This window comes from Geovibrio thiophilus (genome assembly GCF_004087915.1).
In the GTDB taxonomy this organism is placed as follows: Bacteria; Chrysiogenota; Deferribacteres; order Deferribacterales; family Geovibrionaceae; genus Geovibrio; species Geovibrio thiophilus.
This window is the reverse complement of sequence record NZ_CP035108.1, coordinates 2,485,666-2,499,907: the sequence shown is the minus strand read 5'-3', so window position 1 is coordinate 2,499,907 and position 14,242 is coordinate 2,485,666. Positions and strand designations below refer to the sequence as shown.

The window sequence follows — 14,242 nt, the reverse complement described above, 5'->3', positions numbered from 1 at the left end:
AATGGATTTTTTTGAGAAATGCAAAAAATTAGAAGAATTATATACAAAAAATTCTATCAATAATTTGAGAAAAAATTGGAGTCCCGTAAAGTCTAAATTAATAATTATTGTAATGTTAATTGTTACAATGCTATTATTCATTAGTATAAACTTTATTTTATTTCAAAAAATCAGTAATTTTTCAATATATTTAATAAATTTAGCAATATGGTCTCCTCTTACTATCGCTACCCTTATATACGATTCTTGTATAAAAGATAAAATCAAAAGCAATATCCCCATAGCAAAAGAAGTTTTTGTTACAATCGATAATGAATGGAGGGAACTCAGAAGCAACATGTTTGTTTATGAGGTGACATTTACTGAAAAGACTTTTGGGGTTATTTTTGATGATCAATTTATCAGTGACTTTAAAAATATAGACGATTCAAAGAAAAATATAAACAAGACAACAATAACCTTTAAAAATAGTTTTGTGTCATTAATAATATCATTTATCTTAATCATAATTGAACAACTTATTGTTTTTTCTGGTAAAATTATTGGAGATAAAGAGATAGCACTATTTAACATATTGCTGTTAGTATCAATTGTTCTTATAGCATTCTTTTTTATTAACAGACAGGTGGTACCCATCTTTAGTACAGTTTTTAGACTGAAATAAGGTGGAAACTCTCAGTCATTTTATCATCTTTTTTCCAGATTTGAATCTCTAATCCGTTATAAGCTTCATATGGCGTTCTGTCGCCCAGAGAAGAATGCGGTCTTCCTGTATTGTAGAAATTTATCCAGTCCGCCAGTCCTCGTTTCAGCTCGTGTCCGTTATCAAACGCATGGAGATAGACAAAGCTATATTTCAATGTCCGCCAGATACGCTCAATCATGACATTATCCATCCAACGCCCCTTGCCGTCCATAGAGACCTTAATCCCTGCATCTTTAAGGGTTTGCGTAAATTCATAGCTGGTAAACTGACTCCCCTGATCAGTATTAAAGATTTCAGGTGTTCCGTACTTTTCAAGGGCTTCCTCAAGCGCAGCCACGCAGAAATCAGAATCAAGGCTGTTTGAAAGTCTCCAACTGAGAACTTTTCTGCTGTACCAATCCATAATAGCCACCAGATAGAGGAATCCTCTTCTCATTGGTATGTAGGTAATATCCGAGCACCAAACTTGATTAGGGCGGTTTATATCAATATCTCTAAGCAGATACGGATATGTCTTATGCTCCGGATGTGGAACACTGGTCTTGGGCTTCTGATAAACAGCAGCTATGCCCATCTTCTTCATAAGCCTGCTGACACGCTTGCGGCTAACATTGTATCCATACCTTCTGATAAGCTTTGCCATCTGTCTGGAACCAAAGTCAGGTGTCGCCATAAACTGCTTATCTATTATGCGCATGAGTTCAAGATTCAACGCCGACTCGCCTGACTCTTGATAGTAATAGCAGGAGCGGCTGATGCCCAAAAGCTCGCACTGACTGCTGATGGACAGGCTGCTTTTTACGTTATCGATCATAAGCTTCCTCCGGGATATGCTTACCGTTTCCCGAAGGCTCGCTGCAAAAAATCACGTTCCACCGTCAGCTGGCCTATTTTTGCGTGAAGATCCTTTATCTCAGACTCTGTTCGCTCTTCAGACTTGCAGGGCTTGTTGGCAAAGATTGATGCCATACCCTCTATGGCTTCTTTCTTCCACTTGGAAATCTGGTTCGGGTGAACATTATACTTGGCTGATAATTCTGATAAAGTCAGCTCTTCTCGAAGAGCTTCAAGAGCTACTTTCGATTTAAACTCCGCTGAGTAACGGGTACGTTTGGCCTTTGACATCGCATGGTCCTCCAATATGCTTTTTACACCTTAGCATACTGTACAGATTTTGGGGACCACCTCTATGTTCTCTTCGCATTGGCGTATTGACAAAATTTATTGCCCTAAACATGCTTTATGGTAAGTATTGTATACCTAAAGAATCACTTCTTTTCGTGTTTGATTCACTGTTCTAATTCCTCCTTTTACAAACAATAATACTTACAGAACATTATACAAATGTTTATTTCCATAAGGAGGAAGTATGCGCTACCTGTCGGTTACGTGTATGCTCTTCTGTTTTTTATTGTCAGTTACGGCAATGAAGGCGGAAGCATTTGAGAACGGCGCTTCAAACACGCCGGACAGCCGGACGCAGCAGGTCTCTCCCGGACAGTTCAAGGAGAGCTACGAGGGTATAGGTCTTACAGAGGACACCAAGATCTACCTTACGCTGACGTCCCGCTACAGACTGCGTACGAACGACTACGCAGACGATCAGGATTTTTACCAGTATCTCCGTGTCCACACGGACGCAGTGAAGCTCGGTGACGGAACGGTGAGATTCGCCGCGTTCGCCAGATTCGCGGATGACATTGACGGAGACCACAAGAAGAGCTGGGGAGATAATTACTACTATTATCACCGTGACGCTCTTGACACCCAGCTCGGTTATGATGACTGGGCTCCGAGACTGTACAACGGCTACGCTCAGTTTGACGGCGTAATCAAGAACACAGTCCTGAATGTGGGACGCTTCTATCTTTCCCATCAGAACACCTTCCAGCTTGACGGAGCGGACGCTTCAGTGAAGCTCGGCGAGATGGTAGAGGTATACGCTTTCGGGGGTAAACCCGTGAGCTACTACTATGATGTTGATGACGACACGCTGTTCGGCGGCGGAATCAATGTTAAGGTGATGGAGCAGACCAAGATAGGGGCAGAGTATGTCCGTCTCGATGTAACGGACATAGATGACGACTACACCAAGTTCAGGCTCGATCAGGCTATTCCTAACGGTAACCTTGTTCTCGCCTACACTCTTCTGAATGACGCAGCCACAGTTAACGCCGAAGGCACCTATGAGATAGTCTCCACGGGAACTATCCTCACGCTGAAATATGAAGGTCTTACTGATGAGGTCGACTATGAGAACTCATACGTGGTGAACCCCCTGACGAATACCCTTCTCGCGGAGAGCAAGTACAGCAAGTACGAAGCGGGAGTATATCAGGCATTCCTTAAGAACTTCGCCGCTGGACTCACCTATGAGACCAAGGCAGTGAGCGGCACGGAGAACTTCGACAACCGTGATTATTCCAGAATCAAGGGTAAATTCGACATTTACGGACTCCCCTCCGAGAACACATATGTATCGTTCAGCGTAGACTACTGGGATGTAAAGAACACCCCCGACTCAGACGACAACGAGCGTCTTCAGTACGGAGTTCAGGTCAGCCAGAAGGTCGGACGCACTATGGACGTATGGGCAGGCACGTCCTTCAGCCGTTATGAGTATGACTACATAAACGACAGAAGGAAGGACTCTGTAAGAAGCTACTACATAGGCGGTCAGTATCAGCCGACGAAGATCCTCAGCCTTATGGCGGATCTGAGCATGGAGGATACGGAGTTCTATGATGATGTTGATACGAGCCTTGACAAGAACTACACGGCAGAGCTGTGGGCTAATATCATTTTTTAGGGAGGAGATTTATGAAAGCGAAGATAACTGTACTCTCTATGGTAATGGCTATGCTGCTTGTTGCTGTGTATGCCTTTGCCGTGGAATCGAATAAACCCTCCAGTCACGATATTTCCTGGATGGACAGACACGGCTCGGCAAGTAAGGTGAACAAGCAGGAATGCCTTGAGTGCCATACCGATCAGGTGAGCTGTATCCAGTGCCATCAGGAAGTATCACCGAGAAGCCATACCCCTTCGTGGACGAAGAGGGGTCACGGACTTGAGGCGAGATGGGACAGAAGCTCCTGTACGACCTGCCATAAGGAAGACAGCTGCATAGAGTGTCACAGCGTGACTCCCCCTTCCAGCCACAGACCGGGCTGGGGCGGTTCCGGAGCCAGCCTGAACAGACACTGCAACAACTGCCACTACCCTGTGCAGGACAATTCATGCTTTGTATGCCACAAAACGGCGCACGCGCCTAATGCGTACTAGATGTTAGGAGGATATAATGAGTCTTAAAGATAAACTTACGGAAAAACAGATCACTCGCAGATCGTTTATGAAATGGGCTGGAGCCTTGAGTACTACTGCTGCTCTTTTTGGATGTGGCGGTTCCGGCGGACCAGATGAGTATGGTTCTGTTGTTACAAATCAAGATAGTTTTGAATTTGATAATGAGCTTACAGCAGTAATGGGAACACACCCACACAACTGTGGAGGAAGATGCCCGTTTAAGTTCTATGTAAAGGATTTTGGAACACCAAAGGCAAAAATCGTAAAGCTCACTTCTGCGGGAGACATACCCAGGGAAGATTCACTTGATAAAGATGAATCTATTGAGTTTGTGCAAACAAGAGCATGTGTAAGAGGCTATGCACAGATTAAAAGAACTTATTCACCTGACAGGCTGAAATACCCGCTTGTCCAAACAAAAGAACGAGGAGATGTTACTGGTTTTAAAAGAGTAACCTGGGATGAAGCGCTTGAGCGAGTGGCAGACATGATTTCTGAAGTACACTCCAGATATGCAACAGGTGAACTACCTTATGTTCCTATGGTTGCTGGTCCTCCAAATGGGCTACACAATACGATGATGTTTGCGGGTATGCCTTTTATGGGTTTTGCAGAGGGCGCAGGTTCTGCTTTATCTCAGTATCTTGGTCCTACAATACTTCCGACAGGTGCTCCTTCATTTGAAAATATGCTTTTTGCATCTGTAGGTTCTGTTGGTCTATTACCAGGACTAGCAGGTGGTAACTCTGTGTATAACTATAAACATTCTGATTTCATCATACAGTGGGGGGCCGATCCAGCTGTAAAAGAACCTAATAAAACTTTTTTTCTGACTAAAGCTAAAGAAGCTGGTGTACCAATAGTTACTATAGACGCACAATATACAGACACCGCTTCAATTCTTTCTACTGGGTTTCCTGAGTACGATCTCCCCCAGTTTATTCAGGTAAGACCGCAGACTGATTCTGCAATAGCAGTTGCAATGGCCTATATCATTTACAAAAATGGATGGCATAATGATGATTTTATAAAAACCAATTGTTTTGGGTTCTATCCGACACAAGATGCAGGCAATGACAGTGCTGGAAATCCTTTTCCTTTTGTTGAAGCGCCTAAACATCCAGGTTACGTTATGCATAAATTAGACTTCTCATTTACAAAACAACTTAATAATAACCAGCATCCTTTAGCTGATGCAAATTTATACAATCAGGAGATTCATGTCCCTACAGGAATGTCATTTGTTGAGTATCTAGATAAACTGGGCGTTGACAAAGCAGTAGAATTAGGTATTCCTGACAACCAAGATGCTGTTGTAACATGGGCCTCTCAACTATCTGGTGTAGAGAAAACTACAATAATAAATCTAGCAGATGCTTTTGCACATGCAGGAGATGTCTTTCTGGAAAATGGAAATAATGGTGGTCAGAAAACAAATAACGGCATGCATAATGTATGGATGATGATATGTCTCGCTGCAATGTGCGGTCATACTATTAAAAAGGGCGGTAACCTCGGAGTTAACTCAAGTGATGGAGAATCAAACCCTGTGACATTCCCTGGAGGTATTATGTACCCACAGCTTGGGAAGGGGACAACTTATCCATTTATTGCTGTGGATGCAAATAAGTTTGTTGACCTTGTTATTACAGGCAGGGATGGAAGAAATAAGGAACAATTTTACAAAGATGTTAAATACGTTTCTGAAGTTGATCTCGGTTCTCCTGAAACTGCTAAACTTGAAGTGGACATGGTGTTAGGTTCCTATCATATCACCAATTCATTTAATACATGTCCAAATACAAACAAAGCAGTAAATATTTTTACACAAAAAGAAGGCAGCCACTATAAAATTAAGCATTACGTTATGTATGAACAGTTTATGACACCTACAGCTGCTTATGCAGATGTGATATTACCTGCCTGTTCACACCATGAAAAACCTTTTTTCACTAGCGGGGAAGCTACATATTTTCAAAATAAGCTTGTTGAACCTATGTACGATACCAGATCAGATGTAGATATAGACATTGAACTCGCTAAAAAACTTAGTGCTAAAGGTATTCCAATTTCTTACGGCAAAGATGGCAAAACAGATGAAGAACTTTGCAAGGAAGCTTGGGAGACAGCAGAAGTACCAGCAGATATTGAAAAGCCTACATTTGAAAAAGTAAAGATTACTGGTAAAATTCAAAAAGAAATTGATACTGATAACATCCCCAACCCTATGGAAGTTTTGATGAATTATCTACCCTATACGACTGAGACAGGAAAGATCCAATTCTTTTCACCGTTCTATTACTATAGAGACAAGTGTGATCTAAGCACCCAAGAGGGCGCCTATAGGATAGAACCAAGAGCAATGTATGTGGAGCCTTACCAAGGTTATGACAAAATAATGAAAAAAGAAAATACGGGCGTTAAAGGTATTGAGTATACGATGCAGTTTACAACAAAACATGCAAGAAATAGGGCTCACACTGTTTATGACAATGTTTCAGTAATACGCGACAAGTTTGACTACCCTAAACGTGCAATTATGAATCCAAGTGATGCTTATAAAAGAGGTATCAAGGATGGAGACGAGGTTTACATATTTAATGACTGGGGCTGCATAAAAGTAGGAGTGGGGATTTCTCCTACGATAAATGAAGGTGTTGTGAGTCTGCCACATGGAGTGTGGTACAGGAAAGGAAGTGAAACTTACGAAGCTTGGTATGACATAGACTTGGGGAATTCAGTAGAAACCAAAACTGTAGAAACAGTAGATTATTATAAACATATTGTCCATGTCGATATTGGTGGTTGTGAAAACACTTTAACTCATGACAAAGACTTCGGCAGTCCTAAAGATCCGCTGTGTGGACAGGTTGGAGATAATCATTTTAACGGTAATCTTTGTGAAGTTAGCAAAGTTCATCCTGATAGGAGGTAAACTATGAGCCAGTGGGGATTTTATTTTGATCAGACTAGATGTGTCGGCTGTAATGCTTGTGCGCTTGCATGTAAATGCTGGAATGACGACAGGCGTGGCGATTATAAGATAAATAGTGATCCTATGAACCCAAATACTGACTGGTATAGTTCGGGCACTTATGTTGTCGATATTAATGAAATGGACAATAAATCTTTCTATCTTAACAGTGAAGGAGAAACAAATTTTGAACAAAACAGAAAATACTATATGAAAGAAGACTGGCGGAGGGTGAATTCCAACGAAAGAGCTTTTCCTTATTCGTTGCAATTTACTTCAGTTGCCTGTAACCACTGTACAAACCCTGCTTGTGTTGCCGCTTGTCCAATGGGTATTATATACAAAGAAGAATCTCATGGTATTGTTCTTGTAAACAATGATACTTGTATTTCGTGTGGCAGCTGTAAAGAAGCATGTCCATGGGGCGCACCACAGTTTTATGCACCTAATTTTAGTCAGTATGGCTTGGATGACCCCACCAGACCAAGAATGACAAAATGTACGTTATGTCTGGACAGAATCAAAGAAGGGCTTAAACCGGCATGTGTCGCCGCTTGTATTAACAGAGCTTTAGATGCTGGTCCTGTTGATGAGCTGAGAGCAAAATGGGCTAGTGCTGGTAAGAGTGTTGTAGAGTATACTCAAATGCCAAATGAAGACTTTGCTAGCAGTAGTGGAATCGAACCCAATATCATTTTTGTTAAAAAATAGTTATTAAAATACAGGCAGGAGTTTCAGTAGTTTTCTCCTGCCTGTGCTTTTTAAATTTTAAGGATTTCTATGAACATTGTTTTGATTAATATGAACCAACTTGATACATTACATTCAACCAATACTATTCCTATTTTGCAAGGATACATAGCAGCATATCTCAAAAAACATAACCATGATGTTTTAATCGTTGACGATTTAAAAGATGCATCCCTATCGTTAGAAAGCCTAAACAAGTTAATGCAAGAATTTAGACCTAAAGTCATAGGATTCACCGGCTATCATTACTTGATGGAACGTATACGTTTTTTTGCACGTTTTATAAAAGAATATTATCCAGAAACAAAGTTGATATTAGGCGGACCACAAGCTCTTTTTCTCCCAGTGGATGGGCTTATGGAACTTTATGATTTTGACATAATCTGCAATAGAGGTGAAGGAGAGTTAACTACACTTAAGATTGCTGAAGCATTAGAGAATGGAAATACGCTCCATAACGTTCCTGGGATTTTGTTTAAAGACAACAATGAAATCATTGCCACCAAACAACCTAGTTGCTTACCTCAAAATCTTGATTTATACCCTTCGCCATATACTAATCAAATTATTGATTTAAGTATGAAAAAATCGGCTTGTATTTTTACATCCAGGGGGTGTGAACATTTTTGTAATTTTTGTGTTACTCCTTTATTTAATCATAGAAATATACGTTTTCACTCTGTAGAACATGTTTTAGAAGAAATGTCATATTTAGAAGCAGTAGGTATGGAAAATTTATGGATAGGCGATCCTAATTTTACAGCATACAAGGATCGAACAATTGAACTGTTGGAGCAAAAAATCAAAAGAGGTATAAAAATACCTTTTTGGTGCCAAACTAGAGTTGATATGGTTGATAATGAACTGTTGAAGCTGATGCAAAGAGCAGGTCTTTATTGCATAGGTTTCGGATTAGAATCAGGGACTGACAAAATACTTAGTAATATGTGTAAAGATGTGTCTTTATCTAAATTTCATGAAATTGTCACTTTTACACAATCACTGAGTGTAAAAGTTGAACTATTCTCTATGTATGGTCAACCTGGAGAAACTTATGAAGATGCAATAAAAACAATCAGTACCGTCAGAGGCTATGGAATACCTATATATGCAAATTCATGTGCTCAACAATTACAGTTAGTTTACGGATCTGTCTACGGGAGAAATCCTGGAAAATATGGTTTTAAGACTGCCACCAAACATATACCTCGCTATCTTTCTTTTTGGCACGAATACGAAACTGATTGTTTGACACGATCTGACATAAAGAAAATACAGGCTACTTGGACACTCTATAATGCAGAAACCGACTTTAATGTAAAAAACTGTATGAATATATTTCATACCATCGATTTTATCTTAGAACACAAAGATATTTTAAAAGAAGAAAAACGTTTTTATGAATACTGGATTCATTTAGGGGCACTACTTGAAGATAAAGAAATTATAATGCAGTGCATTAATGATTTCAGGCAGAATATTTCTGCTGATAAAAAAGAATTAAAAAAGCTACTGAGGCATGCGGAACTGTATTCAGTATCAGGTGTAGTGCAAAACAGTAGCCGTGTGATTATATTCTGTCAATATGCAGGTCAATATCTACCTGAAAAACATTATCTAAAACCAGGATTAAATGAACTCAGACATAATTTCCCAAAAGAATATTTGAAAGGGATGAAGGTAAAGGACTCAATAAAAGTTTCGTTGGACGATCGTTCTGATGTCAGTGTTATAATTACAATAATCGGAATATTTAATAAAGTTAAAATTAAAGATGTTAAGCAGCTCTCTGGGGATCATTTATGGCATAATTACAGTTTTATAAATCATGAAGTTTTTGAGAAGTCACATAATGAACTTCTTTTCTTTCTTACACTAAAAAGTATTCCTTACACTCATCTTGCTAGGATTCCCCAAAAATTACTTCTCCTGATTTCTTTCTACTCTAAAATGCATAAATTTTATGAAATTGAAAAACTTTATGAAAGTATGATTAGCACTAATTCAACTCATATAGTTGCAGAAACATTTGGCGACATTCTTTCATATGCTGATAAGCATCATGAGGCAATGCAGTACTATAATAAGTCACATGAAATAGAACGTGTTATACTAAAAAAAGCTTATTCATATATGAAACTAAACAAGTATAATGAAGCATACAATATAATAAAAAATATTGACGGAAAAGATGATATAATTTATTGGGAGATTATGCTTGCGTGTTTAGAAAATCTTTTTCCTGCAAAAAAAGAAATAATCAGAAATACAAGCCATAAATTGATGACTCTGAAAGTTCATAAGGTTATTGAAAACAATAAGTGTTCTGTCTTAGATTCAAAAATTAAGTAAACTTTTAGGCTAATCCGCCCGAAAAAGAAAGTAAGAGGGACTTTTACAAAAAGAGTACTAATGAGAACGCACTTGACTTTATTTCAAAGACACCAGATTTCTTTTCTGGAGAATTAGAGTTTTAATAACAATAAGGAGAGGGTAATGGAACAAACTATTAATTTAAAAGATATCGTAGGGTTAAGGAGTAGAATGTACAGCTTTCTGTCACGAGCATACACACGTGAAACTGATGTAGCCTATCTACAACAGATAATAAGCTTTATTCCTGTACTTCGTAAATTGGGTGAAAATACATCAGATGAGATGTATCTGAAAGGTGTTGAAAAATTAATAGAGCGTATAAGTAGTATTAAAGATGAGAATGAGTACATAGAAGAACTTGCAAGAAAGTTTGCGACAATATTCCTAAATGTTTCTCCAAATAATGTTATTCCGCACGCACATCCTTATGAATCTGTTTATCTGTCTTCAAATAAACTTGTTATGCAGGAACAGCGTGATGAAGTAATAGAATTTTACGCAAAACACAATATTGGTATCGGTAAGGATTTTAAAGAGCCTGAAGATCATATAGCTGTTGAATTGAGTTTTTTGAGTATGCTGAACGAGCAAGTATTTAATGCTATTCTAGAAAATGAGATGGCTGAAGTTCAGGGTAAGCTAGAAGCTCACAAAATATTCATGGAAAAACACCTTATGAAATGGGTCCATCTTTTTGGAAATGATTTGAGAAAAGCTGACTACGATGGCTTTTATAATGCCTTTGCAGACCTCACTATGGGCTTTATAAGAATCGATTACAAGTTTCTTGTTAATTTAATCAGTTATAGTAATGAATAGTTGACACCACACCAATAAATAGAGCATAATATAAGTCCAATCCTTCTATAAATTGAAGTAATTTACAGAAGGATTGGTCTACGATGAGATTGAACACAATTGCAAAAGCGTTTTATCGTTTGTTTACATGAGTATAAATGTTATCTGAACTATCTCAAACGGTTTTAATCAGGAGAGAAGGAATTGATAAAAAAGACAAAGAATACATTGCTTGATTTATGCGTTTTGAATGCTCTACGTAGTCGCACGATAGGACGCGTATCTGTCGGTAAATGTGATGCAGATACATGATGTGATGTTTATTATCGCTAGGGAGACATCATCATTTTTTCATATGCTTGATGAAGACATAGCTGCTCTAACGTTGACTCACTATCTGTATGAAATCGGAGTTAAGGATATTGTTGTTTTCCCTGAAAAAGAGGAAGACAAATATATTGCTGATGTTGAACAGGCATTTGAACGTTTTCTGGCAGAACATGCTGCAAAGCTTTACTGCATATCCTGCTGGACAAGCACATATGCTGTTGCAATGGACTTTGCAAAAAAGATCAAAGCAAACAAACCCGACGCGGTCATTATTGCAGGTGGTCCTCATTTTTTTTCTGTTGACGAGATAAAAAACACGCTTGAAAACGAGGATGTGGATGCCGTTTTCAGAGGTGGTGGAGAGCCATTTCTGAGGTTTGCATCTGCGATGCTTGTGGACGGTACAGTCAATATTTTAAAAGAAAATGGAAGGAACGCATTTTACGGTAATCTTCCATCAAAAGGAATGTATGTACTGAAAGACGGCATATTGTCTGGCAATGGTAAAGGAACATTTCCTTACCCTGTTATTCCTATGGTAAGTGTATCAGGTGAAAACATTGAAATAAGAACAATGTTTAACGATTCGTGCCCGAATGGATGTGACTACTGTGTCATTGAGCATGCCAAAACTGACAGGAAATACACTCCTGTTCTTGGAAAAATGATTAAAAAATCAGTTGAAGAAATCAAAGAACAATTACCATCTGAAATAATTTTGTCACTGTCAGACAGTGCTCCATTCAGCCGTATTAACAGGCAAAATACAGAAGCTTTTATGAAAAATGTGTATAGTCATGCAGGCTTTGGTGGAATGAATGTTTTTGTCGATCCTGCCGACTTGGATGAAGATTTCTACAGGCTAGTTGAGCAGTTTAATATAAACACTTTTTTTATAGGCAGAGATAGAGTGATCGAAGATAGTTTTACTGGAAGAAGGCTATACAGGCTCTTGCGCTCGACTGCTGAACTTGATGATGAATATAGAATTCTTAAGGATTTCATCTTTTTTTTAAAAGATAGAAAAACAGAATGTAAACAAGAAGTTTTTTTAGGATATATACTCTCTCCTTATGAAGATGAACTAGGTTCACAAAAGATGATTAATGAGATTATAGATTTCACTGTACAATGCTCTGATATAAAAAACGTTAGAGTACAGTCCAATATGTTTCTGCTCAATCCTTATCCAGGCACAAGAGTGGCTCAACGTGCCGAAGGTGAGTTCATCCCGATGCGGTATTTCTATTATCCTTATCCCAATACATGGACAGGAGTAAATACTGTTAATATTTATCTTGAAATAGTGCGACTGATAATTGCTAAGATGTTTTGTAATAATGGAAATATATCATTCTACAAACCAATGCTCCAGCTTGCTCATGATTTGCAGTATAAGCGCAGTTTCGACTATGGTCTTTTGGACGATATTGACAGCAAGAATTTAAAGAGATTTGCAATTATGCTTACAGATAAAATTCTTTCTCTTAACCTTGGTGATGAGAAATTTCTTGATGATTATCTTGGTAATATACTCAGCCTTCACTATATTGGATGTATGCTTTCTATTGTGCTATTCAGACCCGAATATGCAGAGCGTAAAGGATTGTATGAAAAAATAATAAGAGAAGACGGCGTAGCAGAGTTTTTGAAAAGAGATTTGTCCATGATAAAAAAATATGCTCAAAAGAATAAGGAAACGTTTTACGGGCGTTATGATTTTTGAGTGTAACCAGAGGTGGTCCCCAAAATCTGTACAGTATGCTAAGGTGTAAAAAGCATATTGGAGGACCATGCGATGTCAAAGGCCAAACGTACCCGTTACTCAGCGGAGTTTAAATCGAAAGTAGCTCTTGAAGCTCTTCGAGAAGAGTTGACTTTATCAGAATTATCAGCCAAGTATAATGTTCACCCGAACCAGATTTCCAAGTGGAAGAAAGAAGCCATAGAGGGTATGGCATCAATCTTTGCCAACAAGCCCTGCAAGTCTGAAGAGCGAACAGAGTCTGAGATAAAGGATCTTCACGCAAAAATAGGCCAGCTGACGGTGGAACGTGATTTTTTGCAGCGAGCCTTCGGGAAACGGTAAGCATATCCCGGAGGAAGCTTATGATCGATAACGTAAAAAGCAGCCTGTCCATCAGCAGTCAGTGCGAGCTTTTGGGCATCAGCCGCTCCTGCTATTACTATCAAGAGTCAGGCGAGTCGGCGTTGAATCTTGAACTCATGCGCATAATAGATAAGCAGTTTATGGCGACACCTGACTTTGGTTCCAGACAGATGGCAAAGCTTATCAGAAGGTATGGATACAATGTTAGCCGCAAGCGTGTCAGCAGGCTTATGAAGAAGATGGGCATAGCTGCTGTTTATCAGAAGCCCAAGACCAGTGTTCCACATCCGGAGCATAAGACATATCCGTATCTGCTTAGAGATATTGATATAAACCGCCCTAATCAAGTTTGGTGCTCGGATATTACCTACATACCAATGAGAAGAGGATTCCTCTATCTGGTGGCTATTATGGATTGGTACAGCAGAAAAGTTCTCAGTTGGAGACTTTCAAACAGCCTTGATTCTGATTTCTGCGTGGCTGCGCTTGAGGAAGCCCTTGAAAAGTACGGAACACCTGAAATCTTTAATACTGATCAGGGGAGTCAGTTTACCAGCTATGAATTTACGCAAACCCTTAAAGATGCAGGGATTAAGGTCTCTATGGACGGCAAGGGGCGTTGGATGGATAATGTCATGATTGAGCGTATCTGGCGGACATTGAAATATAGCTTTGTCTATCTCCATGCGTTTGATAACGGACACGAGCTGAAACGAGGACTGGCGGACTGGATAAATTTCTACAATACAGGAAGACCGCATTCTTCTCTGGGCGACAGAACGCCATATGAAGCTTATAACGGATTAGAGATTCAAATCTGGAAAAAAGATGATAAAATGACTGAGAGTTTCCACCTTATTTCAGTCTAAAAACTGTACTAAAGATGGGTACC

Annotated in this window: 10 protein-coding genes; 9 read left to right on the top strand and 1 reads right to left on the bottom strand. The window is 39.1% G+C overall.

The window, feature by feature from the left end:
- Position 1 precedes the first annotated feature (1 nt).
- Positions 2-664 carry a hypothetical protein gene (locus EP073_RS11550; RefSeq protein ID WP_128467298.1) on the top strand — a complete coding sequence of 221 codons (663 nt, stop codon included), beginning with the start codon at positions 2-4 and terminating at the stop codon, positions 662-664.
- Here EP073_RS11550 and EP073_RS11545 read toward each other — a convergent pair.
- Positions 651-1,831 (bottom strand): IS3 family transposase gene (locus tag EP073_RS11545; RefSeq protein ID WP_430654678.1). Its coding sequence is split into 2 segments (ribosomal slippage): positions 651-1,550 and positions 1,553-1,831, totalling 1,179 coding nucleotides; the frame shifts between segments, so codons are not numbered across the junction. The two genes, EP073_RS11550 and EP073_RS11545, sit on opposite strands and share 14 nt — an antisense overlap.
- A gap of 244 nt (positions 1,832-2,075) precedes the next feature.
- On the opposite strand from EP073_RS11545, the gene EP073_RS11540 reads away from it, so the two are divergent.
- The 8 genes from EP073_RS11540 (at position 2,076) to EP073_RS11505 (ending at position 14,219) form a co-directional block, all read left to right on the top strand.
- The gene (locus EP073_RS11540) at positions 2,076-3,515 is read left to right on the top strand and encodes a hypothetical protein (RefSeq protein WP_128467297.1); all 1,440 of its coding nucleotides are present in this window, start codon (positions 2,076-2,078) and stop codon (positions 3,513-3,515) included.
- A gap of 11 nt (positions 3,516-3,526) precedes the next feature.
- The gene (locus EP073_RS11535; RefSeq protein WP_128467088.1) at positions 3,527-3,991 is read left to right on the top strand and encodes a hypothetical protein; all 465 of its coding nucleotides are present in this window, start codon (positions 3,527-3,529) and stop codon (positions 3,989-3,991) included.
- Between the two features lie 16 nt (positions 3,992-4,007).
- The gene (locus tag EP073_RS11530; RefSeq protein WP_128467296.1) at positions 4,008-6,947 is read left to right on the top strand and encodes a molybdopterin-containing oxidoreductase family protein; all 2,940 of its coding nucleotides are present in this window, start codon (positions 4,008-4,010) and stop codon (positions 6,945-6,947) included.
- 3 nt (positions 6,948-6,950) lie between these two features.
- Positions 6,951-7,697 carry a 4Fe-4S dicluster domain-containing protein gene (locus tag EP073_RS11525; protein WP_128467295.1) on the top strand — a complete coding sequence of 249 codons (747 nt, stop codon included), beginning with the start codon at positions 6,951-6,953 and terminating at the stop codon, positions 7,695-7,697.
- 69 nt (positions 7,698-7,766) lie between these two features.
- Positions 7,767-10,088 carry a B12-binding domain-containing radical SAM protein gene (locus EP073_RS11520; protein ID WP_128467294.1) on the top strand — a complete coding sequence of 774 codons (2,322 nt, stop codon included), beginning with the start codon at positions 7,767-7,769 and terminating at the stop codon, positions 10,086-10,088.
- A 144-nt stretch (positions 10,089-10,232) separates the two neighbouring features.
- Positions 10,233-10,931, top strand: a complete 699-nt coding sequence (locus EP073_RS11515) for a TorD/DmsD family molecular chaperone (protein WP_128467293.1) — start codon at positions 10,233-10,235, stop codon at positions 10,929-10,931.
- A gap of 277 nt (positions 10,932-11,208) precedes the next feature.
- Positions 11,209-12,966 carry a radical SAM protein gene (locus EP073_RS11510; RefSeq protein ID WP_128467292.1) on the top strand — a complete coding sequence of 586 codons (1,758 nt, stop codon included), beginning with the start codon at positions 11,209-11,211 and terminating at the stop codon, positions 12,964-12,966.
- A 72-nt stretch (positions 12,967-13,038) separates the two neighbouring features.
- A protein-coding gene (locus EP073_RS11505; protein WP_430654678.1) for an IS3 family transposase occupies positions 13,039-14,219 on the top strand; the annotation gives its coding sequence in 2 pieces (ribosomal slippage) (positions 13,039-13,317 and positions 13,320-14,219; 1,179 coding nt in all).
- The last annotated feature ends 23 nt before the right edge of the window (positions 14,220-14,242 follow it).

Bases quoted from the DNA above. Each gene is read 5' to 3' on its own strand.
- EP073_RS11515 (WP_128467293.1), top strand. From the start codon at position 10,233: ATGGAACAAACTATTAATTTAAAAGATATCGTAGGGTTAAGGAGTAGA.
- EP073_RS11530 (WP_128467296.1), top strand. From the start codon at position 4,008: ATGAGTCTTAAAGATAAACTTACGGAAAAACAGATCACTCGCAGATCG.
- EP073_RS11550 (WP_128467298.1), top strand. From the start codon at position 2: ATGGATTTTTTTGAGAAATGCAAAAAATTAGAAGAATTATATACAAAA.
- EP073_RS11520 (WP_128467294.1), top strand. From the start codon at position 7,767: ATGAACATTGTTTTGATTAATATGAACCAACTTGATACATTACATTCA.
- EP073_RS11525 (WP_128467295.1), top strand. From the start codon at position 6,951: ATGAGCCAGTGGGGATTTTATTTTGATCAGACTAGATGTGTCGGCTGT.
- EP073_RS11535 (WP_128467088.1), top strand. From the start codon at position 3,527: ATGAAAGCGAAGATAACTGTACTCTCTATGGTAATGGCTATGCTGCTT.
- EP073_RS11510 (WP_128467292.1), top strand. From the start codon at position 11,209: ATGCAGATACATGATGTGATGTTTATTATCGCTAGGGAGACATCATCA.
- EP073_RS11540 (WP_128467297.1), top strand. From the start codon at position 2,076: ATGCGCTACCTGTCGGTTACGTGTATGCTCTTCTGTTTTTTATTGTCA.